Below are 25008 nucleotides of genomic sequence, written 5' to 3' on the forward strand. Positions count from 1 at the left end.
AAGCAAAGTAAAATCTTGATACATCAGGAAAAGGTTGAAACAGCTGAAAAAGTAGAAACTACAGCAAAATTTGCTCATAACGATGATACACAACAACATCAACAGCAAAGTAAGGAGCCAGACAAAAAGGTTAATTGGGGCGATGCGCTGTTAATGCGTAAAAAATAAATATTTAAATCAATATGTTAATCTATTTAGCAGGTCAATTATGCAAAAACGAATATTACCTTTTTTATTAACACCTTGTTTATCACTGATGTCGATAAATGCGATAGCGTTAACTTGTAGCGAAAACCTAGCTCAAAATACAGTTGAAGCAAATAACTATATTTTTCAAATTTTGGATTATATTGATTCGCCTGCAAAAGGAATCAAGCAAGATATTAGAACTTCAACGACTCAATTGGGTAGTGATGCAAATAGTACGACAGTTAAGCACTCATTAGAATATGATTCCAATGGTCTTATTATGCAAAGCTATTATGACCTTTATTCAGATAAAGGCATCCTAGTTTATTCTGAACATTTACAAAAAAATAAATCGGGTTGGGAAAATATCATTGAAGATGTAGAAGACAAAACCAATAGCATTATCCAATTCAATACTGATGAACAAGGTAAAATTGTCTTTTCACTCCAAACTAAAAAAGCTGTCGATTTTGTTTTTATTGAAAGGGATAACTATGTGTATGACGATAACCACTGCCTCATTAATAAAAATGTACAATGGCAACTAAAAGAGATTGATGAGAACGGTAAATACACAGGTACAGATCAAAAAGGAACTTCAAGTTATACCTTTGCATATCGAGATCAACAGTTAGCTAACGTGTTGTATCAATTTAGTAATAATATGAAAAACGAGAGTGATTTTTCGTATCATTATGATGATAATCATCGGTTAACAACCATTGAGTCTTCTTATTTATCAGCAGGTAAAGAAGCGGCTCATTATGTCACTAAATTTTTAACTTTTAATGAAAAGAATGAATGGCTTACGGCAATAAAAAATAAAAATAATCAAGGTGATAAACAAACATCTGTGACTCGAGAACTGACTTATTATTAGTCTTTAGAAATACAAAAAACGTTATTTGATTGCTAATGTTTTTTGTATTTCTCCCCTTATTTACAACTAAATAACATCCGTTACATTCGAATAAATAATATATAAACAGCATGTAATGTCCATGCTAATGCTAATCCAAACGTGAGTAACTTTTCGTGTTTGGGATAGATTTTATATTTATGCAAAAGAGTTAGAATTTGCTGTAATCCACACCAGATAGGTAACGAAATCATTAAAAATAAAAAGACTTTGCCTATTTCTGTATTGGCTATTTTAATAATATAAGATCGCGTTGCTACATCACCAAAGGAAATCATAAGCGTCATAATGATTAGCACAATAGGTGAAAACATAGCAGCCCATGTTCCTCCAAGTGTAAATAAACTTTTTATTACTTTTCCATCTGTGTTTTTTGTTTGAATTTGTTCATTTTTCATTGATGCAATACCACTTATTTCAATACAAGTAAAAATAAAAAAATCGATACAGCTAGCATAACTGTCCATAACCCTACAGTCAGTAATAATCTGTTAGATTTTTTATTAAACATTGCACTAGGAATCATTTTATAGATTAACCTAAACCAATTTATCGTATGGAAAACGCTAACCAACAATGCAATACAATTAAGCACCACAATAACAGGACTACGTAAAAAGAAGATAAAACGGTAAAACTCATCTTGCCCAAGGGTATTTGTGTGCATACATACTACACCATACATTAAAATTAAACTTACCCAAATCATGGAAAAAGGAACTAATTTGTGCATAATAGCAATTATACAGGGACGCTTTACATCGGTTTGAATAGCATCAAGGTGATTATTGTTATTTTGTTGATTCATAAATTTCTCTAGGTTGTATTACATTTTATGTTAGTTATTGTTTGGTGGGCTTATTGTGCACTGGATTATTATAAGCATTAATCTATTCTATGTCGTCAGTTTAAATTGGGTCATAATATAGCCTTTTAATATTGCAATGCTATGCAAAAAATGCGTCATATTTTAATGAGGCCATACATAGGCAATAAGTAATAAAATAGATAATCAAATAAAAATGAAGTTTAATATCGAGTAAGGTATCTTATTAGAATTTTAAAAGATTTATACCATATAAATATATTTTGACGATTTTAATTTATTCATGAACAATTGCTATTAAATAGAATGAAAAAGAAAAGTTTGGAGCAATTTTGCTAATTTTACTGTAATTGATAATTAAATGTAAATTGTCAAAAAAACTTATGTATATTATTTTGATTAGCAGTATCATTCTGAGCCTTATTGAGAATAATTTTAAGTCATACTAAAATGAACAACTCAAATCATAAAATTCCAGTTGGAATTGTCGGTATTATCAGTGCTATCGGCATTGTATATGGTGATATTGGTACTTCTCCTCTCTACGTCTTAAAGTCTATTATTCATGGATTACCTGATAATCAGTGGGCTAATCCATTCTATATTTTGGGAGCAGTGTCGTGTGTGATTTGGACATTAACTATTCAAACCACTTTGAAATATGTCATCATTACATTGCGTGCAGATAACAAAGGCGAAGGAGGAATTTTATCTTTATATGCTTTAATTCGTCGGCGTTATAAATGGACATTTGTTATTGCTATTATTGGCGCGGCGGCGTTACTTGCAGATAGCGCCATTACTCCAGCAATTACTATTATTACGGCTATTGAAGGGTTAAATGTTATTTATCCTCATATACCTATTATCCCGATCACGGTGTTTTTGATTCTTACCTTGTTTGTTATTCAGCCTTTAGGGACTGGCGCATTGGGAAGATACTTTGGTGTGAGTATGACAATTTGGTTTACCATTCTTTGTCTATTAGGGCTATATCGATTATTACCCCATTGTGATGTTTTAGTTGCTTTTAATCCTGTTTATGCTATTAGATTTATTATTGAAGCACCAGATGCTTTAGTTATTTTGGGTGCTATTTTTATGTGTACTACGGGTGCTGAAGCGCTCTATTCTGATTTAGGACATTGTGGGCTTAAAAATATTCGTATTTCATGGGGATATGTAAAATTTTGTTTAATTATTAATTATTTAGGTCAAGCAGCCTGGGTTATTTATAATCCTCATTTAATTAATGCTGATATCAATCCATTTTTCATGATAATGCCTGAGTGGTTTAGATTAATTGGTATTATTATGTCAACTTGTGCTGCCTTTATTGCATGTCAGGCATTAATTAGTGGCTCATTTACTATCATTAGCGAGGCGATGTCATTAGATCTTTGGCCATATGTTCACGTTCAATATCCTACCTTAATTAAAGGACAAGTTTATATTCGTTCAATTAACTATATTTTGTGTGCACTTTGTATTGCGATGGTACTTGGTTTTTGTTCATCAACTAATTTAGAAGCAGCTTATGGCCTAGCAATTACTTTGAGTATGTTGATGACGACAGTTTTATTGTTTTTCTATTTTATGAAGAACAATAAGCCACTTTGGTATAGTATCCCGTTAACCCTCTTTTTTATGTCGATTGAAAGTGGATTTTTTATCGCAAATATTCAAAAATTCTTTCATGGTGGTTTTGCCTCAATTCTTATAGCTGGTTTTATTTTTATTATTATGTATTCGTGGATAACCGGGAGAAATTTAAAGCGTGAACATAACTCATTTGATAAACTAGATGATGATTATTTGGCTAAAATTATTGCTGTCAGTCATGATAAAAGTATTGAAAAAATAGCGACGCATCTATTTTATTTAACACGTGCACAAAGCGCTCATGCGGTTGAAAGTAAAATAACTTACTCACTATTTGAACGAAAACCAAAACGAGCAGATACTTATTGGTTTATATCGATCAACCGTATGGATGAGCCATATCAATTCGAATATGAAATTGAAGTGTTAGTTCCATATAAGGTTTTTCGTATTGATTTGAATATCGGTTTCAAAGTAGATATGCATGTTGAACAGTATGCTCAACTCATTGCGACACGTACAGAACAGCAGAATTTAGTTAACTTATCTTCACGTTATTCTTCTGTTAAAGATCGTCGAGGTGATAGTTTATATGTAATTGTTGAGCGAACATTACGTAATGTAGATATTAATTTTATTAATCGCCCAATTTTAGCTATTTACTCATTTATTAAGCGTCAATTTACTTCGGATATTGACATGTTTGATATCGATCCCTCTACGGCATTAGTTGAGTTTGTTCCAATTGTTGTTAGTGAATATGAGAACGATAATAAAACATTAAAACAACTTATTGAGCAATCGAAAATGAGTGTTACAGGTAAGTTAGAATCGACAGATAAAGAATAACGCATTGATAAATTTAGGGTAGTAATCCCAAAAAATAAAAATTAGTGTACAATAACGCAATTTAGCGGGAAACGCTCCCCTGTGTTGGTTATATTTAAAAGTATCATAACAAATAATAGGAACTAAGCATGACAGGCAAATTTATTGTCATCGAAGGGCTTGAAGGTGCTGGTAAAACAACAGCTATTAACACCGTTGCACGCATTTTGAATCAACACAATATTGACGATTTGCAATTTACCCGAGAGCCGGGTGGAACACCTATTGCTGAAGCATTACGTCATATAATTAAAAATGGTTTAGACAACGAGCCTTTGACAGATAAAGCCGAATTGTTAATGCTATATGCTGCGCGTATTCAACTGATTGATAATGTTATAAAACCAGCACTTAAAGCCGGTAAGTGGGTTATTGGTGATCGTCATGATTTATCAACACAGGCTTATCAAGGCGGTGGGCGTCAGTTGGATAAAACCTTTATGGTAACATTAAAAGAACAAGTATTGGGTAACTTTAAACCTGATCTTACTTTATATTTGGATATCGATCCTGAAATTGGTTTGATGCGTGCAAGAACGCGTGGTGAACTAGATCGCATTGAGCAACAATCATTGCCATTTTTTGAACGAGTTCGTCAATGCTATTTAGAAATTGCCAAACAAGACAGAACCATTATAACTATTGATGCTGGAAAATCAATTGACGATGTGACTAAACAAATTGAACAAATTTTAACAAAATGGCTAACAAAACAGGTTTAATATTCAATGATTTTAAATGACTATCCTTGGCTTTCGTTACCTTATCAGCAATTAGCATCAGGAATTATACATAAGCGTGCTCATCATGCTTTGCTAATTAATTATGTTCAAGGTAGTGGTGAAGACGAATTTGTTTCAAAACTTGCAAGCCGTTTATTATGCCAAAATTCACAGCAATTAGAACCGTGCTTAAAATGTCATAGTTGCCAATTGTTTTTGTCTCACCATCATCCCGATTATTATGTAATAACCAATGAACAAGGTAAGCGGTCAATAGGTATTGATCAAATCCGTAATATATCCAGCAAAGTTTACGAAAAATCCCAACAAGGCGGTAATAAAGTCCTTTGGATAAAACATGCCGCTTTAATGACCGAAGCTGCCGCCAATGCACTACTTAAAACGTTAGAAGAGCCACCCCAAAATACGTATTTTATTTTAAGTGACGATCATAACAGCCACTTATTACCAACGATCCATAGCCGATGTTTTTCTTATTTTTTGTCTGTTCCTAAATTGGAACAATCTATTGAATGGTTAAAAAAACAATACAGCCAACAATACAGCGATAATGAACTTGCCTCGGCATTATTATTGAGTGAAAATGCGCCACTAAAAGCAGCTACACTATTAATGCCAGAAAAGTGGCAACAACGAAAAGAGTTTTGCAACCATTTATTAGAAGTTGTACCGCAAAATAATTATTGGCAGTTGGCTAAAATCTTTGATAACGAAGATTTTAGTGAACGTATTATTTGGTTTTGTGCATTATTAAGTGATGCGCTTAAAGCGAAGCAAAAAGTTGGGCGTTTTATTGTTAATCGTGATCAAGTGCCATTAGTCCGATTACTCGCAACTAATAGTAATGAGAAGCTTTCTGAGCTTTATAATTTATGGTTGCAAGCAAGAAACCAATTGTTAACAATTACTGGATTGAATAAAGAACTTATTATTTGTAATGTTCTTGCTCAATCCGAATTAGTTGATTAAGCAAAAATTAAGTGATATAAGGAGTGTTTTTATTTTCAGGCGTACGTTTTAAGTAAAAAAGGGTGACCGTGAGTTATTTATCTATTGAATTTGGTTTGCTTTTTATCGCTTTTTTTGCCCTGTATTGGGGGTGCCGTTTATCGCCTAAAATCCAAAATGGACTGCTTTTAGTATCAAGTTACCTTATTGTTGGTAGTTATAGCTGGCAATTTGCGCTTATCCTTTTTATTTATACTTGTGTGATTTATTTGTTTTCGTTGTTGATTGCGGCATCGAAATGTCATGCAAAACGATGGCTTGTTTTAGGATTATGCGTATCAATTATTAACCTTGCGTTATTTAAATATTTTGATTTTTTTCGTTATGAGCTGCAATATCTGTTTAATTTATTAAATTTTCCTATTTTATTGCCCGCTATCACTTTATTAATCCCTATTGGCATCTCATTTTATACTTTCCATTCTGTAAGTTATTTAGTTTCGGTAAAGAAGAAAGAGTTCCCGGTTGCTAAATTTTGGGATTTTGCTTTATTTTTGTCGTTTTTCCCGAGTATTATTGCAGGTCCGATTAACCGTGCTAAAGACTTTTTACCACAAATCAATGTTGCCCAACCTCGCGAAATTTTGGAGCCTTTTCGTGCATTTACATTGCTTATTTTTGCTGTTATTAAGGTTTACTGTGTAGGTGGTTTAATTAGCGAACATTGGGTTAAACCAATTTTTGCTAATCCATTAGAATTTAGTGTGATTGATTTGCTTGTTGGGCTTTATGGTTATGCAATGCAAATTTATTTGAATTTTTCTGGCTATACTGATTTAGTTACAGGTATTGCTTTATTGCTAGGGTTTCGTTTGCCAATTAATTTCAATTTGCCATATTTAGCGTTGAATTTAAGAGATTTTTGGGGGCGCTGGCATATTAGCTTATCACGTTGGATTCGTGACTATATTTATATTCCTCTTGGTGGAAATCGTCGAGGGCTTGTTCAAACGCAAATTAATGTCATGCTTGCCATGTTATTATCTGGATTATGGCATGGTGCAGGTATTAATTTTATTATTTGGGGTGCATTTCATGGTATTGGTATCGTGGTACTTAATATCGGCGACCGTTATTTAGGTAAAGATTGGATAACACGACGTTCACCAACGGTGGCACGATTGCTAACATGGCATTATGTTTGTTTTACATGGCTCTTTTTTTATTGCGAAAGTTTGCCTGATGCCTTGGAATATTTAACCGCATTAGTGCATAACTTTTCAATACAACCTCTTTATGCAGGGGATTTTCTCGTTATTTGTTTTATCTATTTTTCCTATCCAATGTGTAAAAATTTCACTCAATGGTTTATTATACAACTAACCAGAATACCTCACATTTTTTTGCCTTTTGTTTTTATCTGTATTTTATGGATGGTTATTTATATTGCACCATCAGGTATGCCAAACTTTATTTACGCTAATTTTTAATTATGATGATATATAAAAAATCGTTTTCAAAAAATAACAAAAAAACAAAATCGAATTTGAAAAGACAACGTCATAAATCGCGGAATAAAATTACGCTTAAAAAAGAACCTCAAAAAAATAAAAAGACAAGTCCTCATTCAGCCCTTGTTATTAAACATTTATCTATCTGTTATATATGGATAACCTTGTTTATTACTGCAATAGCACTAATGGCGCTTTATTACAAATCTATATTGATTTATTGCCAGCAAGCATATCATATTCATTTATTTGATAGTAATACGTTTTTCGTACAAGAAACATCCACTCAAGTGCTTGAAAAAAGTAACAATGATGAGTTAAATTTTCAACAAGTTGATGCTGTGTTGCCTATCATTGAAAATGAAGGATCAAACTTAAACGGTCCTCAGTTTCAAAATGTACAACAACGTAATGAAATTGAAGCGATACGAAAAGTAAACCCAGAAACAGAAATAAACTTAAAAAGTGAACAACAAGACAGTATTGCAAATGGTAAATTAGACACAAATTTAAAAACACATTTAGACATCATTGAGCAAAACAAACCTACTCCTGAGCTTGTATTACGAGGTGAACCTAAAACTATGCAAGTAGATATTGAGTTACCTCATGAACCACTACCTATTGTATTAACGAGTAACGATAAAGTATTTTTTGCCGGTGATTCTTTAATGCAAGGCGTTGCACCATATGTTAAAAAAATGCTGTTTAAGCAGTATAAAATAGAAAGCCTTAATTTGAGCAAACAAAGCACTGGACTTGCTTATCCAGGTGCTTTTGATTGGTCAAAAACAATTAATGACAATCTAATTGCTGATCCTTCTATTAAATTACTTATTGTTTTTCTTGGTGCTAATGACCCTTGGGATTTTCCTGTTAAAGGGTATGCAAAATATGCTAAATTCAAATCTGAATTGTGGGAAGAGCAGTACCGTTTGCGTATTGAATCTATCTTAAATAGTGCTATAGAACATAATGTTCAAGTGCTTTGGCTTGCCGCCCCCTGTATGCGCAAAGCAAAATTAAACGAGGGTATGGTTTACTTAAATAACTTATATAAGTCTGAAATAGAAAAAGTTCAACAACACTTTTTAACAACAAATGAATTATTAGGTTGTACGTACGAAAAATTCAGTGATTTTATCGAAACCGGTAAAACAAAAATTAAAGTAAGGGTTGATGATGGGATTCATTTTACTCCAACAGGCCAAAAAATTCTGGCAAAAACCATTATGGAAAAAATAATTTATAAAGAATTAGAGGATCCCCATAGTGATTAAATTTTTAAAATATATTACAGCAGTAATTGCAATAACTATTACTGTTGGATGTAGTATTGCTGAAAGCAAAACTTCTAGCGTATCTGCTATCGTTGATTTTGGTGATCCTAATGCTAAACAATTTGCCAAACGTTTAAAATTGTTAGCGAATAACAAAAAAGCTAATCAAGTGGTTAATATTACTCAATTTGGTGATTCGCATTCAGCAGCCGACTTTTTTACGGGTGAATTTAGAGCATTAATGCAACAAAAGTATGGTAACGCAGGTATTGGTTGGATAACGCCTGTTGCTATAAAAGGGCAAAACCATACTGCAGTGACATGGAAATCTAATAGTTGGGAGGTATTAAGTAGCCGCACGTTAAGTAATTTAGATTTTCCTATGGGTGGTTTTATAGCTAAGCCTAATAAAGATTCATCTACTATCCAAATTGTACCTCGCGAATTAAATAACCAAACTTGGCAAGTTAGGCTAACCTTTAAGACGCTTAAAAACAATTCAAACTTACTAACACTTTATGATGCAAATAATAATAAACTTAGTTCAAGTTATATGCCTAAACCAAATATTTGGCAAACTACAACAGTTGTATCTAATTTACCTTTAGTTATAAAGGCTCAAAAAGATATTGAACTTGGTGGAATTTGGTTAACTCACAATCAACAATCTGGGGTTATTGTTTCATCGATTGCTACTAATGGTGCTAAGCAAACAATTTGGCAAAAGTGGGGGCAAAACTGGTTTAAAGAACTGGGTGTATCAAAAAGTGATTTAGTTATTCTTGAATACGGGACAAATGAAAGCTTTGATGAAACACTAGATGTGAATCAATATCGAAAGAATTTAGTGAATAATATTAGGCTGATTCGTAAAACATTACCTAATGCGGCAATATTAATAATGACACCACCAGACACAATGGCGAATGAAACAGATATGCCTCAGTCTTTTATTAAAATAATAAATATTCAAAAGCAAGTTGCCAAATCTGAAAAAACCTTACTTTGGGACTGGCAAGTGGCGATGGGCGGTAAGTTTGTCATTAAACAGTGGCGTCAACGAGGACTAGCTCGTCCAGATCTCGTACATCAGACCCTACAAGGCTATAAAGAAAGTGCTCGCATTTTTTATGCAGATTTAAATGAATTTATTAGAAAAAACAGCTAAATTTTTTATTAAAAGGAATAAATGAGTTATGTTATCACCAATTATCGTTGCAGTTGATTTTGCGGACGTTAAATCAGCATGGAATTTTATTGATCGAGTGGATCCTAACGATTGCCGTCTTAAGATCGGTAAAGAGCTTTTTACACATGCCGGACCTGATTTTATCAAGCAGATTATGAAAAAAGGGTTTGATGTTTTTTTAGATCTTAAATTTCATGATATTCCAAATACTGTTGCAAAAGCAATTGTAGCAACTGCCGATCTTGGTGTTTGGATGACTAATGTACATGCTAGTGGTGGTTCGCGTATGATGAGTGCTGCTAAAGATGCGCTTTATTCATATGGTAAAGATGCGCCAATTTTGATTGCTGTGACAGTATTAACCAGTATGGAATCAACAGATCTTCAAGAAATTGGCATCAATGTATCGCCTTTAGAGCAAGCGACTCGATTAGCAATACTTGCTAAAAACTGTGGGCTTGATGGCGTGGTATGTTCAGCAAAAGAAGTACAAAGTTTTAGAACACGTTTGGGGGCTGATTTTAAATTGGTAACACCAGGTATTAGACCTGCAGGTACTAATCCAGATGATCAACGTCGTATTATGACACCTCAACGAGCTCAAGCGGCAGGTTCTGATTATTTAGTTATTGGACGCCCAATTACCCAAGCAGAAGATCCAGCCAAAGCGCTACAAACAATTTTAGCAACACTTGATGCAAGTAAGAGTGAGTCACATTATGTCTAGTAATCAACTTGTATATTCAACCGATAAAGGTCGAATTAAACCTGCTGAAACTGTCATCTCTCGTCCTAAAGGGGATGGCATTATTCGAATTCAACGACAAACATCAGGCCGTAAAGGAAAAGGTGTTTGTGTTATTACTGGGTTTGATATCGATGATGCTCAATTAATACAGTTAGCTGCAGAATTAAAAAAACGTTGTGGTTGCGGTGGTTCAATTAAAGATGGCATTATTGAAATTCAAGGTGATAAACGTGATTTATTAAAGTCATTGCTGGAAGATAAAGGATATAAAGTTAAATTAGCAGGAGGGTGATTTATCACTAAAATAGCGTCAATAATAAAAAAGACGCTATTTATAAAATAGTATTTTAGTTAGAGCGATAACTACGCATTTTTTTGCTAATTTCGCGACGTTCTTTCGAAATTTCAGCATTTTTAATAATATAATCATCAACACGATCATCATAATCGCTTTTCATATTAGCAATAATCGCTTGAAGTTCTTCATAAGTCATATCGGGCTTAATATATTCACTTAAGTTTTCAAGTAGTAACACGCGTTTTTGGTTGTCACGAATCTTTTTTTCGTTATCCGAAATTTCGCGTTTTAATTTATTTAAACGACGCGATAAACGAATGTATTCTAGTACGTCTTGAAACGATGGTGCAGTTGATTTTTCCTTGTCCATCTATAACCCCTTATTTCAAAAAATGGAAAATAAATTTTTACCAATTATATACCAATAATTTTTTAAGGTCATATTAATTATATTTTAAAACGTAAATGATATTTTTAGTATTAACTGTTCTATTTTTATGCCATGTTTTCTCACAAAATTTATTTACAAAATAAGATAAAAATAAAAACAACTATTAAGAATTAGAATAAAGTATTGTACAATAGCCCCCAAATTTATAAAGAGTGCCAGAATGCGAGAATCATAATGAGCTGGATTGAAAAAATTCTTAGTAAAAATAATATATCGTCAGATCATAAAAAGGCGAATATTCCCGGTGGGGTTTGGACAAAATGTAGCAACTGTGAACAAGTTATTTATCAGGCTGAACTTGATCTTAACTTAGAAGTCTGCCCAAAATGCGACCATCATATGCATATTCCTGCCCGTGTGCGTTTGTACCGTTTTTTAGACGAAGGTTCAGATGTCGAAATTGGCTCCGATCTTCTGCCTAAAGATATCTTAAAATTTAAAGATACTAAAAAGTATAAAGATCGCTTAACAGCTGCACAAAAAGAGACCCATGAAAAAGAAGCAATGGTTGTAATGAAAGGCACATTGTTTGGTATTCCTGTCGTTGTCGCTTGTTTTGAATTTGCGTTCATTGGTGGGTCAATGTCTTCTGTTGTTGGTGCATTATTTACGCGTGCTGCTGAACAAGCCATTGCAGATAAGTGTCCGTTAATTTGTTTTTCAACAAGTGGCGGTGCGCGAATGCAAGAAGCGCTATTTTCGTTAATGCAAATGGCAAAAACCAGCGCTATTCTTGCTAAAATGCAAGATGAAGGTTTGCCTTATATTTCAGTAATGACCGATCCTACCATGGGTGGCGTATCAGCAAGTTTAGCAATGCTAGGTGATATCAATATTGCTGAACCTAAAGCGTTAATTGGTTTTGCAGGGCCTCGAGTGATTCAACAAACTGTGCGTGAAACATTACCAGAAGGATTTCAGCGCAGTGAGTTTTTACTTGAAAAAGGCGCAATTGATATGATCATTCATCGCAAAGATATGCGACCTAAAATTGCCAGTTTAATAGCAAAATTAATGAAACTAACCGATCCGTTTAATGATGTTATCTTTAACGAGACAGTTTAATTGAGCATGCAAAAACAACAACCAGATGCCATGTCTAATTTAAACGCATGGCTTTGTTATTTAGAGCAATTACATCCTACAACTATCGATTTAGGTTTAGAACGAGTAAAGACGGTTGCTCAGCGCCTTGATTTATTACAACCAGCGCCCTATGTTTTTACCGTTGCAGGTACCAATGGCAAAGGTACAACTTGTCGCACACTTGAAATGATATTACTTGAAAAAACTTTGCAAGTCGGTGTTTATAGTTCTCCTCATTTATTACGTTTTACTGAACGTGTGCGTATTAATAATCAAGAATCAATTGAGCAAGAAACCGTAAAAGCCTTTGTCGAAATAGAAAAAGCCAGAGGTGATATATCACTTACTTATTTTGAATATGCAACGCTTGCTGCGCTTTATCAATTTAAAAAAGCAAAATTAGATGTTGTTATATTAGAAGTGGGACTTGGTGGACGGCTCGATGCAACCAATATAGTTGATGCTGATGTGGCAATAGTTACAACAATTGGTATCGATCATGTTGATTATTTAGGTGATACCCGTGAAAGTATAGGACGTGAAAAAGCAGGTATTTTTAAATCTAAAAGTATCGCTATTGTGGGTGAACCGGAAATACCTACATCTATTTTAGAAGTAGCTAAATCAGTCAATTGTCCTATCTATGCAGTGGGTTGTGATTGGTGTTATCAACCAATAAACGAAAGTTTATGGACGTTTGAATCGCCAATAAAACAGTATAAACATCTACCTATTGCTAATGTTCCTTTAGCTAATGCTGCAACTGCAATTGCCGCCTTAACTTTTTCATCGCTTGAAGTAACACAAGACCAAATAACTAAAGGATTGGCAAATGCCAATTTGACAGGGCGTTTTCAAATTATTCAACGATCACCACTTGTGATTCTTGATGTAGCGCATAATCCACATGCAGCAGCTTATTTAACACAACAATTAGAAAAACTAAAAGCAGAATATTTGAACATCGGTAAAGTTAGATTTGTTGTTGGTATGCTTAAAGATAAAGATATTAAAAGCACTTTATCTATTTTAAAAGGCGATAAATGGTATTGTGCTTCGCTTTATGGTGAGCGGGGGTGTAAAGCCGAGGTGTTAAAACAACATTTATTGAATAAAGGCGAGCTTAATGTATCAACATTTGATACGGTTTTTAAGGCTTATCAAAAGGCAATACATGATGCAAAAAAAGATGATATTATTGTAGTATGTGGCTCATTTCATACAGTATCTGATGTGTTAGCTGAAATTGAGCATTAAGCGAAATTAATCATGACGAACAATCAGCAAATTAATCCTAAAAATCAAAATAGAGTAAGAAATCGGTTTGTCGGTTTCGCTACATTGTTACTCATTATCGCAGTATTTGCTCCATGGATAATAACGGATAAATCCAACTTACAAACATCAACAACGCCTATTTTACAATCAGAAGCTATTAATCATCAAAAGGTTGTAACATCAACTAACGGTGTTGATGATAGTTTTACGAATAATATTCCAGATATTCCTTACATACCTGATTCTGAGCAGAATCCAAGTTCAGATGATTCATCAGATAGTCTTGATAATGCTGATGTCTCCACAACGCAAACTAATCGTTCTATGTCGCAACAGATACAGCAAGAGTCTAAACCTTATATGATTCAGCTTACAGCATTAAAAAATAGGCAAAAAATAGAAGAATTAGTTGCACTATTAAGATTAAATAATTATAGCGTTAGAACAGTTCCTCAAAAACCTGAACCTAACCAGTTGATTAAATTACAGGTTGGTCCTTATGCTAAAAAAGAACAAGCCGAGCAAGTGATTATTAATTTACATAACCTAACAAAATTAAAAGGTATTATCGTTGCTAATTAATCATTGTTTTGCTTTTTGTGTTGTAAACAATAATTAAAATAAACATTAACAATATAAAGTTGTGAGTTATTATGATGATGAACTGGGTTGATTTTACGATTATTGGTGTGATTGCTTTTTCAGCATTAATTAGTATAGTGCGAGGGTTTGTGCGAGAAGCATTATCACTCATTAGCTGGATTTTAGCTTTTTTTATTTCTAGCCGATTTTATATCTATATTACCGATTATTTAACTTATTTTGATAGCGATGTTATCCGCATTGCAGTGGCAATTGTTATTCTATTTATCGCTACATTGTTGGTCTGTTCAATTGTGTCGTATATTATTGGTCAATTAGTCCAAAAAACGGGGTTATCTGGCACTGATCGTGTATTGGGTATTTGTTTTGGTGTGCTACGAGGAATTTTAGTTGTAGCTGCTGTTCTCTTTTTTGTTGATACTTTTACGCCGTTATCACGATCGGTGTATTGGACCCAATCACAACTTATCCCTCATTTCCATTTTATTATCCGTTGGTTTTTTGATTTTATACAACAGTCATCTTCGTTTCTAGTTCAATAAATTTGAGGTAATCATAGTATGTGTGGTGTTGTTGGTATTGTAGGGTGTACTACTGTTAATCAATCTATTTATGATGCATTGACTGTGTTACAACATAGGGGGCAAGATGCTGCAGGTATTGTTACTATTGATAATCAAAATCGATTTCGTTTACGCAAAGCGAATGGTTTGGTTAAAGATGTATTTCAAGAACATCATATGCAGCGGTTGCAAGGTAATTTGGGCATAGGGCATGTTCGTTATCCTACTGCTGGTAGCTCCAGTCCATCAGAAGCACAACCTTTTTATGTTAATTCGCCTTATGGCATTGCGCTTGCACATAACGGTAATTTAACAAATACAGACAAGTTACGTAATAAAGTATTTGAATTAGCAAGAAGGCATATTAATACGAATTCTGATTCCGAAGTTTTACTCAATATTTTTGCTAGTGAGCTCGACAAATTCCCAACTTATCCTCTTACCGCAGATAACATTTTTACCGCAATACATAATGTGCATAATATAATTAAAGGTGCTTATGCTTGTGTTGCGATGATTATTGGCCATGGTCTTGTCGCTTTTCGTGATCCTTACGGGATTAGGCCTTTAGTTATTGGTAAACGGATACTTGAGAACCAACAAATTGAATATATGGTTGCATCAGAAAGTGTTGCATTAGATATTCTTGATTTTGAATTTATGCGTGATGTCCAGCCAGGAGAAGCAATTTATATTACCCAAGATGGCCAATTATATTCTCAGCAATGTTCTGATAATCCTCAATATTACCCATGCATTTTTGAATATGTTTATTTTGCAAGACCAGATTCTTTGATGAATGGTGTATCGGTTTATCAATCACGCATTTTAATGGGACAAAAGCTGGGGAAAAAAATAGCGAGAGAGTGGAAGGACATTGACATTGATGTTGTCATTCCTATTCCCGAGACATCATGTGATGCAGCTCTTGAAATTGCTCGTATTTTGGATAAACCTTACCGACAAGGTTTTGTTAAAAATCGATATGTTGGCCGCACATTTATCATGCCAGGGCAAACAGCCCGTAAATTATCAGTAAGAAGAAAGCTTAATGCAAACCGTATTGAGTTTGAGGGGAAAAACGTATTATTAGTTGATGATTCCATTGTGAGAGGAACAACCTCAAAAGAAATTCTTGAGATGGTGCGCTCAGTTGGTGCTAAAAAAGTTTATTTAGCTTCTGCTGCACCAGAAATTAGGCATCCTAATGTTTATGGTATTGATATGGCTGTTGCAAGAGAACTTATTGCCTACCATAAAACAGTTGATGAAATAGCGAAAGATATTGGTGCTGATAAGCTTATTTTTCAAGATTTATCCGATTTAATTGATTCAATCACGGAGCAAAATCCAAATATTCATCATTTAGAGTGTTCTGTTTTTGATGGAATATATGTTACTGAAGGGGTTGATGATAACTACCTATCATTATTAGAACAAAAAAGAGGTGAAAATAAAAAACACTCAGTTTCTAAAGAATTAGAAAACTTAGAAATTTATAATGAAGGCCAATAAATAACGATAATCCATCAACAAAAAATATTATATAAAAAATTGAAATTACAAATTTAGCTGTTTTTTATTTGTTTCTTGTAAATTTTATTTAAATTTTTATCTGTAATTTTTCCTAATTTCTTAATAATAATTGTAATTTTTAATTGATTAAGTAATTGTATTTTATAAGTATAAAATACAATTTACAAAAAAAATCAAAAAAATAAAGAAATAATTTGGATAAATGACTTTTTTGTAATAAAATTGAAAAGGCTAGGTAATGTAAAGAAATGTAAAGAGCATAAAATATAAAAATAAATGAGCACATAAATACTTAATGAAGACAAGTTAGTCTTAGTTAGAAATTCTGTGTTATGCGGTTTGTCGTAGGAAAATAAGGAATGTTAAGATGAGAAAAAATCTTAATTTAACAATTATCTCTGCATTTGTGATTGCTACATTAGGATGGCAGTCAGCTTTTGCTATTGGCTCTCAGAAACCACAAGATTCTGTAGATAGCAATAAGATAATTAAGTTAAAAGATGGTTCAAAAGCTCGTGAGATGATAAATGATCAACAGCGCAGTCTTTATCAAATTGCACTGTTAAGTAGTATTTCGGTTTCGGAATTACGGGCAATGAATGCAGGGCGCTTTGATAAAAAAGATGTAGTTGAGGTCGGAGAGCGCTTGGTCTTGCCTGAAAACTCACCATTATTGCCTGCAATTAAACAAAAAAGTAATAAAAACGATAAGTATGCCAATTTACCTCAGTTAGGCTCAGATGAAAATTATAATGTAAAAAAAGATAAAGACACACTTTCGACCCAAGTTGCCTCAACATTACAAACCTTAGCTAGTCAAGATTGGAAACAAATAACTTCGTCAGATAACGGAGGCTTATCTGGGCATTTAAAGAATAGAGGTAAAGATTACGCAGAGAATTATGTGCGTAATGGAGCTAAAAATCAAGTTGTAGATCCTGCTCGTAGCGCTGTTCAAGACTTTTTAGGGCGTTTTGGTACAGCTCAATTGCAGTTTGATTTGAGTGACAAAGGTACATTTAATAATGTCAACCTGAAGTTATTTAGCCCATGGTACGATACCGAAGATACATTAATATTTAGCCAAATGTCGTTTCAAGAATATGAACATAACCGTCGAATAGGTAACTTTGGTGTTGGTCAACGTTGGGATGTAGATGATAAAAAATGGTTACTTGGTTATAACGTATTTTTTGATCATGACTTTCAACGTGCGCACAATCGTTTAGGTGTTGGTGCCGAAGCATGGACTGATTATATGAAGTTTGCTGCTAACTATTACCACCCTTTATCTGATTGGAAGGATTCTAGAGACTTTGATGATTACTTAGAACGAGCCGCAAGAGGTTTTGACGTTCGATTCCAAGGTTATTTACCACAATATCCACATTTGGGTGGATCACTTATGTATGAGCAATACTATGGTGATAAAGTCGCATTATTTGGTAAAGATAATTTACAAAAAGATCCAAGAGCCGTTACTGTAGGGCTTGATTATACACCAGTTCCTCTTTTTACTATCAAAGCAGATCATAAACGAGGGCAAGATAACAAAAAGGCAACTAAAGCTGAGTTAACGATGAACTATCGTATTGGTACTCCATTAAAAGACCAATTAGATCCAGATATGGTTCAATCTGCTCGTTCTTTAAAGGGTAGCCGTTATGATTTAGTCGATCGTAATAATTACATTGTTCTCGAATATAAAGAAAAGAAAATGTCTGTCGATTTGGGGCTTGAACAAACTCAGTTAATTGAGGGACAAACCTATCCATTAAGTGTTAGCGTTCATAATGCTAAAAACTTACAAAGTTTAGCATGGGCAGGTAATATGCTAGACATTGATGCTGGTGGCGGTTTCTTATGTGCGACAGTGGGGGTATGTACTGCTTCTTCATGGCTTAATCCACCAATTGATACAAATAACTGGAAAATTGTTGCCCCTAGTTATGTTAGTGCAAATGGTCAGCGGCTACCTGTTAGCACAAATGGAAAATATTCTTTATCTTTATCCGTCTCAGATAGTCGCGGTAAATCTGCAACATCTAACACTGTTAGTTTTGAGGTATTACCAGACCCTGTGATGCGTAAAGTCGGTGTATGGGCTGTTGATACTTCAGGAAATAAGACAGTAATGACGTCTCAAACGGCTGATGGGTTAAGTAGTTTGACAGTATTAGCAACTCTTGTTAAGCCTAAAGTGTACAATGGCGCAATTAACACATTTCTAGATGTAGATGGATTTAGTGATGAAAATGTAACGAACAGTATTCCTGAAACATTTAGCGAATTTTCAAAATTATGGACGGCGACGAGTAATGGTAGAAAAATTGCTTTAATTGACGGTACTTCTGGCAATATAAACCAATGTCCAGGGCAAATTGCTTGTGTTATTGTGAAATCATTTGAAAAAGTAGTAAAAGACCATAATGTATCATCTCGTGCTTCAACTGCTGCTGGTTTACAAGTAATTGGCGATAGTTATGCATTGGATGTTGCTTCAAATATTACTGGAGCGGTTGATTTTTCAATTTCGCTAGAACAGTATGGTTTGGGTAAGTCATTTAATAGTGCTACCGTCGATTTTACTGGTGGTAGTGCAGGTCTCCTTGAAGTTTGGAATACTTCTGGAGTACTAGTTGCTAGAAGTTCAGGTTCTTTACTTCAGTTTGACCCTGCAGGTCCAAACGAATGGCGTGTTGGTAAGGAATATCTTGTTAAAGCCTTTGCAGCTGATGGTACTCCAATCGTTAATCCATATGTGATTTGGTCATTGGTTGGTTCAAATGCAGATGCTTGTCTTGGTGTTGCCCCGACAACATTACCAAATGCTGCTAGTAATCCAAATGGGCCTTGGTTTAACGTTGCAATGGGAACTGATGCCCATTATATTATAAAAGGTAGAAACGACAGTTATGCAACATCAGGTACTAGTATTCCAGCGGTACAAGGTGCACCAAATAATCTAGATTTAAGGCAAGTAACATCTTCTCCTCGTGCATGTGCTGGGGACCAAGGATTCAAATTGCAAGTAACCGTTTTATGATAAATAAAAGTTTAGATTACCGATAACTGTCGGTAATCTAGTAGAAGGGACACCAACTTAATGGTGTGTTTGTATAACTATAATACATTAGTTTATAGAAAAAATAGGAAGTTAAACATGAAAAATCTTACAATTAAAAAAGTTGCACTAGGCTTGTTTTTAGCTGGCTATGCAGCAAGTAGTGCATTTGCTGCGTTACAGAAAGAAACTGCTAATCTTATCAACGGTAATGCACCAGTATTGAAATCCCATGCAGGTGTAGCTGACAAATTGACTGTCGATGTATTCCATGCGGATGGCTCAGCATATGTTGCAGGTGACGTAGTTAGAGTAGGTGATAAAGTTCATATCAAATATCGATTAGCCGATTTAGATGGTGATACTGATACTGCTAATGCAGGAAAAGTAAAAACGTCACTCAAAGTTTCTGGAAAAGATTCAAGTGGTAACTGGACTGTCATTCCAACACCTACGGTAGTATCAACTTATGATTCTACCGATCCGGAATTAGGTGAACTTGTATTTGAATTTACCAATGATTTCGTTGGTAAAACCAGTATCGGTTTCCAGGTTTTAGCAGAAACTGAATTTGGTCTTCCTACAAAAGGTAACTGGGCATGGGTAAGTAATATCTTTGGAACAGGCGGCCCTGCTCATGGTGGTACTGAACCAACTAACCCTGGAGAGACTGGTGATAATGGTACCGTCCCTGGAGGACCTGGTGAAGGTAACTCTAGTGATAACGGTAATGGTACAAATCCTGGCCCTGTTATGCCTTCAGGTGGTGTGTTAGGTATTTTCCTAGTTGATAGCACAGGTAACCTTCTAAGTCGCGAAAGCTATACTAATTTAGGTTCTACTTTAACACCTAAATATGGCGAAAGATATGCAGCTATAGTATGGGATGATGCAAATAGTAATGGTACTTATGAGGCTAGTGAAACTGAGTTTACTAGTGGCTTTAGATTTGAATGGCATGTAGTAGGTAATGGAAATCTTCCTGTTGGTACAAATGGTAATATAGGTGGTGTAGCAGCTGAATCTGGCTTCCTTACCGGTGATGGAAATAGAGCAGGTACAAATGATACTATCTTCTTAGGTTCTAGTGCCTCTGGTACTAAGCATAACAGTGTTTATAGCTTTAGCACCCATAAAGCAGGTATTCAAGGCTACCAACTTCAAGTTAAAACATTGTAAGCTAGTTTCTTACATTATAAAAACCACTCTTCGGAGTGGTTTTTTTATTAGCTTGTGGTTTTAATTTAATATTGAACGTATTAGGTAAAATATAGTTTGCATCTTGTCTATTTAGCCTTGATATAAAACCGATAAACTCAGTAAAACTATAATAATTAAATTCTCACTTCTTATTATTAATTTAATCATTTAAAATGGCATCAAATTTAACTCGATGTAATTTACAATGAATATTCCCTGGCAAGATCTTGACCCTGAAACGTTAAATAACCTTATAGAATATTTTGTATTGCGTGAAGGTACTGATTACGGTTTACACGAAACATCATTACAAGAAAAAGTGAACGATGTTAAACTTCAGTTAGCAAATGGTTCTGCAGTCATATTTTGGTCACAATTACATGAAACAATTGATATTAAACTAATTAAATAATGATTAAAATGATTGTATGTTAATATATGATTTATTGTGTAACTTTGTTATAGTGTCTTGGATGTAAATTAAATAGAGAGGTAGCAATAATGATTGGTAAACCGCAATCGGATACAACGTTAGAATGGTTTTTATCTCACTGCCATATTCATAAATACCCAGCTAAGAGCACCCTTATACACCAAGGTGAAAAAGCAGAAACTCTCTATTATATTTTAAAAGGTTCTGTCGCTGTTTTGATTAAAGATGATGAAGGTAACGAAATGATTTTGTCTTACTTGAATCAAAATCAGTTTTTAGGTGAATTAGGCCTTTTTGAAGAAGGCACCGAGCGAAGTGCTTGGGTTAAAGCTAAAACAAGTTGTGAAGTGGCCGAAATTTCATACAAAAAATTTAAACAACTTGTCCAAGTTAATCCTGATATTTTAATGCGTCTTGCGAGCCAAATGGCAAGTCGATTACAAGTAACTTCTGAAAAGGTCAGCAATTTAGCATTTTTAGATGTAGCTGGACGCATTGCACAAACACTTTTAAATCTTGCAAAACAACCTGATGCAATGACTCATCCTGATGGTATGCAAATTAAAATTACACGGCAAGAAATAGGGCAAATAGTTGGTTGTTCACGAGAAACAGTTGGCCGAATTTTAAAAATGCTTGAAGATCAACATTTGATTTCTGCACATGGCAAAACGATTGTTGTTTATGGTACACGTTAATTGGTCAAAATAATAAATTGATAAAATGATTGATACAATACGAGATATGGCATGACTCAAGAAAGATGTATTCCAAGTCATGTGGCTATAATTATGGATGGAAATGGACGCTGGGCACAACAACGTAACCAATTGCGTGTCATTGGTCATCGAGCAGGTTTAAAAACTGTACGAAAAATTGTTGCTTATGCGGCAAGATTGAAGGTGAAAGTTCTTACTTTATACGCATTTAGTAGTGAAAACTGGAAGCGTCCGCCTAATGAAGTTTCAGCTCTGATTTCTCTTTTTATTTATGCATTAAATCGAGAAATCAAAAACTTACATAAAAATAATGTTCGCTTGAATATTATTGGTGATATTTCTCGGTTTAGTGAACATTTGCAAGAAATGATTGTTCGCGCAGAAGATCTAACCAAAAACAATTCAGGCCTTGTTCTGAATATTGCTGCCAATTATGGTGGACGTTGGGATATCTTACAATCTGCAAAAAAAATGGCTATGCAAATAAAAAAGGGAGAAATCACTTTAGAACAAGTGACAGAAGATCGTTTTGCTTCAATAATGTGTATGGGAAAATTTCCCGAAGTTGATTTAGTTATTCGTACAGGTGGTGAATATCGGATTAGTAATTTTTTACTATGGCAAATTGCTTATTCTGAGCTTTACTTTACCGATACCTTATGGCCTGATTTTAATCAGACTTTATTTGATGAAGCAATCAATGTATTTAATGCCAGAGAACGACGTTTTGGAGGCATTCATAATAAGGAACACTCATGTTAATCCATCGTATACTTGCTGCAATTGTGCTTATTCCGCTTGTTATAGCGGTTGTTTTTTTTGTCCCGTTATCAGTATTTTCTTTAATTATTATTCTGGTTTGTGGACTAGCAGCGTGGGAATGGGCTCAGTTTCTTCATATTACTAACAAGTATTCAAGGTTGGTTTTTGCTATTTCAATCGTTGTTTTGCTAAGTATACTTTATTTGATTCCCAATTCCTGCGAACTAAAAATAAGGGTATTTGCCGTTATTTTATTTTTATCGATTATATGGTGGATAATTGCTTTGTGTTTAGTACTTAGCTATCCTGATACAACTAAATATTGGCGTAATTCAATTGTTATAAAATTGTTATTTGCTTTTTTTACTTTAGTGCCGTTTTTTATTAGTATGATTGAATTACGATCCATTAACTATAATTCTAATTCTTATATAGGCGCAATTTGGTTGCTTTATGTCTTTGTGCTAGTATGGGCTACAGATACTGGCGCTTATTTTGCAGGGCGAACATTTGGTAAGCGAAAATTAGCAGCAAAAGTATCACCAGGTAAGACTATAGAGGGCTTTATTGGTGGTGTTAGTTTGGCAGTCATTATTAGTCTAATTGCTTACTTTTTTAATTTGTTTGATATGGCATTTAGCGTATTTTTTATTAGCTCTTTGTTAGCAATTTTTGTTTCAGTATTAGGTGATTTAACTGAAAGTATGTTTAAGCGTGAAGCTGGCATTAAAGATAGTGGTCATTTAATTCCGGGGCATGGTGGTATTTTAGATCGTATTGACAGTTTAACTGCTGCTGTTCCTGTTTTTACTGCATTATCTTTTTGTTTACTATAAAAGGTGATAGATTTTGCTGTGGTCACTATTATTATTTGTTATTACTATCAGTATATTAGTTACTATTCATGAGTTCGGGCATTTTTGTGTTGCTCGCTTATGCCAGGTTAAAGTTGAATGTTTTTCAATTGGCTTCGGTAAAAAACTTTGGTCACATAAATTTTTAAGTGGAACCGAGTTGGTAATTGCTATGATTCCACTTGGCGGTTATGTTAAAATGCTCGACGGAAGAGCAACAATCTTATCAAGCAATAACGAAAAATTTGCATTTGATAAAAAAAAGATTTGGCAACGTGCTTTAATTATTTTTGCCGGTCCATTTGCTAACTTTATATTAGCTTTGATTATCTATTGGATTATTTTTTTGATAGGGGTAGTACATTATCCAGTTAAAGTAAAAGATGTAATACCTAACACACCAGCAGCTTTGGTCTCAATCCCATCTGGCGCTGAGTTGAAGACCATTGATAATGTTAAAATTGAAAATTGGAATGATGTCAATTTGGCCTTAATTGCTGTAATGGGTAAAACAAATATAACTTTCTCTTATATTGATAGTAGTGATGATAGTAATCAAAAAGAAGTGAAAAAAAGTGTAGATATTAACAATTGGCATTTTGATATAGAAAAAGATTCAGCTATTATGGCGTTTGGTTTTGTGCCTAAAGAGTTGGAAATTTATCCAATTGTGAGTAAAATTGTACCAGATTCTGCTGCTGAGCGGGCAGGTTTACGTGTTGGCGATAAAATTATTGGTTATAATGAGCAATCGTATGTAGATTGGCGTGATTTTTCCAATACAATTAAAAAAGCTCAAGCTATCACTTTAAAGGTTAATCGAAAAAATAAAGATATTTATCTTAAACTCGTACCAACCGTTCAAAAGAACGGAGAAGGTGTTGCAGGTTTATATCCTACATCTGATGCGATAGTTGTTCAGTATGGTTTTTTCGATGGGTTGAATAAAGGTATTGCGCAAACATTGTTAACCACAAAGTTAACAATTCGTTCGCTTTATCAATTAGTAACAGGTGTTATTGGATTAAAACATTTATCAGGACCAATAACAATAGCAAAAAGCGCAGGGCAAACAGCAAGTTATGGTTTTACTCCTTATTTATATTTTCTAGCCTTTATCAGTATAAGTTTAGGGGTTATCAATCTTGTTCCATTACCTATGTTAGATGGCGGCCACCTTATTTTTTTATTATTTGAAAAAATAAACGGAAAAGCCTTATCAAATAAAGCCCAAGAGCGTTTTTTTCGTATTGGCTTTTTTTTATTAATGGTAATAATGGGAATTGCACTATTCAATGATATTTTACGATTGTGATGG

At 34.0% G+C, this 25008-nt stretch carries 24 protein-coding genes; 21 read left to right on the forward strand and 3 right to left on the reverse strand.

What is annotated here, in order from left to right; genetic code table 11:
* Positions 1–208 precede the first annotated feature (208 nt).
* Positions 209–1069 carry a hypothetical protein gene (locus GYX25_RS08515; RefSeq protein WP_174787182.1) on the forward strand — a complete coding sequence of 287 codons (861 nt, stop codon included), beginning with the start codon at positions 209–211 and terminating at the stop codon, positions 1067–1069.
* 80 nt (positions 1070–1149) lie between these two features.
* Here the strand turns inward: GYX25_RS08515 and frdD are convergent, their stop codons facing one another.
* Entirely contained in the window at positions 1150–1506 is a 357-nt protein-coding gene (frdD, locus tag GYX25_RS08520) for a fumarate reductase subunit FrdD (protein ID WP_167349321.1), read from the reverse strand.
* Positions 1507–1520: 14 nt separating this feature from the next.
* A complete protein-coding gene (locus GYX25_RS08525) occupies positions 1521–1916 on the reverse strand; it encodes a hypothetical protein (RefSeq protein ID WP_091348578.1) in 396 nt (131 codons plus the stop codon).
* A 468-nt stretch (positions 1917–2384) separates the two neighbouring features.
* On the opposite strand from GYX25_RS08525, the gene GYX25_RS08530 reads away from it, so the two are divergent.
* From GYX25_RS08530 to yciH, 8 genes are all read left to right on the forward strand, one after another.
* A complete protein-coding gene (locus GYX25_RS08530; RefSeq protein ID WP_091348582.1) occupies positions 2385–4385 on the forward strand; it encodes a KUP/HAK/KT family potassium transporter in 2001 nt (666 codons plus the stop codon).
* A gap of 128 nt (positions 4386–4513) precedes the next feature.
* Positions 4514–5146 carry a dTMP kinase gene (gene tmk, locus GYX25_RS08535; RefSeq protein ID WP_091348586.1) on the forward strand — a complete coding sequence of 211 codons (633 nt, stop codon included), beginning with the start codon at positions 4514–4516 and terminating at the stop codon, positions 5144–5146.
* A gap of 6 nt (positions 5147–5152) precedes the next feature.
* Positions 5153–6136, forward strand: coding sequence for a DNA polymerase III subunit delta' (gene holB, locus GYX25_RS08540; protein ID WP_091348589.1), 984 nt, complete (start codon positions 5153–5155; stop codon positions 6134–6136).
* Positions 6137–6204: 68 nt separating this feature from the next.
* Entirely contained in the window at positions 6205–7605 is a 1401-nt protein-coding gene (locus GYX25_RS08545; protein ID WP_091348773.1) for an MBOAT family O-acyltransferase, read from the forward strand.
* Positions 7606–7661: 56 nt separating this feature from the next.
* Positions 7662–8906, forward strand: coding sequence for an SGNH/GDSL hydrolase family protein (locus GYX25_RS08550; protein ID WP_238786084.1), 1245 nt, complete (start codon positions 7662–7664; stop codon positions 8904–8906).
* Entirely contained in the window at positions 8899–10074 is a 1176-nt protein-coding gene (locus GYX25_RS08555; RefSeq protein WP_167349323.1) for a hypothetical protein, read from the forward strand. Before GYX25_RS08550 ends, GYX25_RS08555 begins: the two co-directional genes overlap by 8 nt.
* Before the next feature lie 28 nt (positions 10075–10102).
* Positions 10103–10822 (forward strand): orotidine-5'-phosphate decarboxylase, encoded by a 720-nt coding sequence (gene pyrF / locus GYX25_RS08560; RefSeq protein WP_174787184.1) that lies wholly within the window; start codon positions 10103–10105, stop codon positions 10820–10822.
* A complete protein-coding gene (gene yciH / locus GYX25_RS08565) occupies positions 10815–11135 on the forward strand; it encodes a stress response translation initiation inhibitor YciH (protein ID WP_174787185.1) in 321 nt (106 codons plus the stop codon). The genes pyrF and yciH overlap by 8 nt, the downstream gene beginning before the upstream one ends.
* A 55-nt stretch (positions 11136–11190) precedes the next feature.
* Here yciH and tmaR read toward each other — a convergent pair whose 3' ends face one another.
* A complete protein-coding gene (tmaR, locus tag GYX25_RS08570) occupies positions 11191–11511 on the reverse strand; it encodes a PTS system regulator TmaR (RefSeq protein WP_034910282.1) in 321 nt (106 codons plus the stop codon).
* A 255-nt stretch (positions 11512–11766) separates the two neighbouring features.
* On the opposite strand from tmaR, the gene accD reads away from it, so the two are divergent.
* From accD to rseP, 12 genes are all read left to right on the forward strand, one after another.
* Complete coding sequence (gene accD, locus GYX25_RS08575; RefSeq protein WP_091348607.1) at positions 11767–12657, forward strand: acetyl-CoA carboxylase, carboxyltransferase subunit beta; 891 nt, start codon at positions 11767–11769, stop codon at positions 12655–12657.
* A gap of 6 nt (positions 12658–12663) precedes the next feature.
* Positions 12664–13935 carry a bifunctional tetrahydrofolate synthase/dihydrofolate synthase gene (gene folC / locus GYX25_RS08580; RefSeq protein WP_174787186.1) on the forward strand — a complete coding sequence of 424 codons (1272 nt, stop codon included), beginning with the start codon at positions 12664–12666 and terminating at the stop codon, positions 13933–13935.
* Between the two features lie 12 nt (positions 13936–13947).
* Entirely contained in the window at positions 13948–14538 is a 591-nt protein-coding gene (locus GYX25_RS08585) for an SPOR domain-containing protein (RefSeq protein WP_174787187.1), read from the forward strand.
* A gap of 77 nt (positions 14539–14615) precedes the next feature.
* On the forward strand, positions 14616–15101 hold the full coding sequence (locus tag GYX25_RS08590) for a CvpA family protein (RefSeq protein WP_091348777.1): 486 nt from the start codon (positions 14616–14618) through the stop codon (positions 15099–15101).
* Between the two features lie 18 nt (positions 15102–15119).
* A complete protein-coding gene (purF, locus tag GYX25_RS08595) occupies positions 15120–16637 on the forward strand; it encodes an amidophosphoribosyltransferase (RefSeq protein ID WP_091348618.1) in 1518 nt (505 codons plus the stop codon).
* Positions 16638–17025: 388 nt separating this feature from the next.
* On the forward strand, positions 17026–19704 hold the full coding sequence (locus GYX25_RS08600; protein ID WP_202983853.1) for an inverse autotransporter beta domain-containing protein: 2679 nt from the start codon (positions 17026–17028) through the stop codon (positions 19702–19704).
* 117 nt (positions 19705–19821) lie between these two features.
* Entirely contained in the window at positions 19822–20901 is a 1080-nt protein-coding gene (locus GYX25_RS08605) for a hypothetical protein (RefSeq protein WP_174787188.1), read from the forward strand.
* Positions 20902–21127: 226 nt separating this feature from the next.
* Entirely contained in the window at positions 21128–21334 is a 207-nt protein-coding gene (locus tag GYX25_RS08610) for a YheU family protein (RefSeq protein WP_091348626.1), read from the forward strand.
* An 86-nt stretch (positions 21335–21420) separates the two neighbouring features.
* Positions 21421–22053 (forward strand): cAMP-activated global transcriptional regulator CRP, encoded by a 633-nt coding sequence (gene crp / locus GYX25_RS08615; protein ID WP_065560787.1) that lies wholly within the window; start codon positions 21421–21423, stop codon positions 22051–22053.
* A 51-nt stretch (positions 22054–22104) separates the two neighbouring features.
* Entirely contained in the window at positions 22105–22836 is a 732-nt protein-coding gene (locus GYX25_RS08620; RefSeq protein ID WP_091348628.1) for an isoprenyl transferase, read from the forward strand.
* Entirely contained in the window at positions 22830–23672 is an 843-nt protein-coding gene (locus GYX25_RS08625; RefSeq protein ID WP_091348630.1) for a phosphatidate cytidylyltransferase, read from the forward strand. The genes GYX25_RS08620 and GYX25_RS08625 overlap by 7 nt, the downstream gene beginning before the upstream one ends.
* 13 nt (positions 23673–23685) lie before the next feature.
* On the forward strand, positions 23686–25005 hold the full coding sequence (gene rseP / locus GYX25_RS08630; protein ID WP_167349324.1) for an RIP metalloprotease RseP: 1320 nt from the start codon (positions 23686–23688) through the stop codon (positions 25003–25005).
* The last annotated feature ends 3 nt before the right edge of the window (positions 25006–25008 follow it).

The organism is Gilliamella sp. ESL0254, from assembly GCF_013344985.1.
GTDB lineage: Bacteria > Pseudomonadota > Gammaproteobacteria > Enterobacterales > Orbaceae > Gilliamella > Gilliamella bombicola.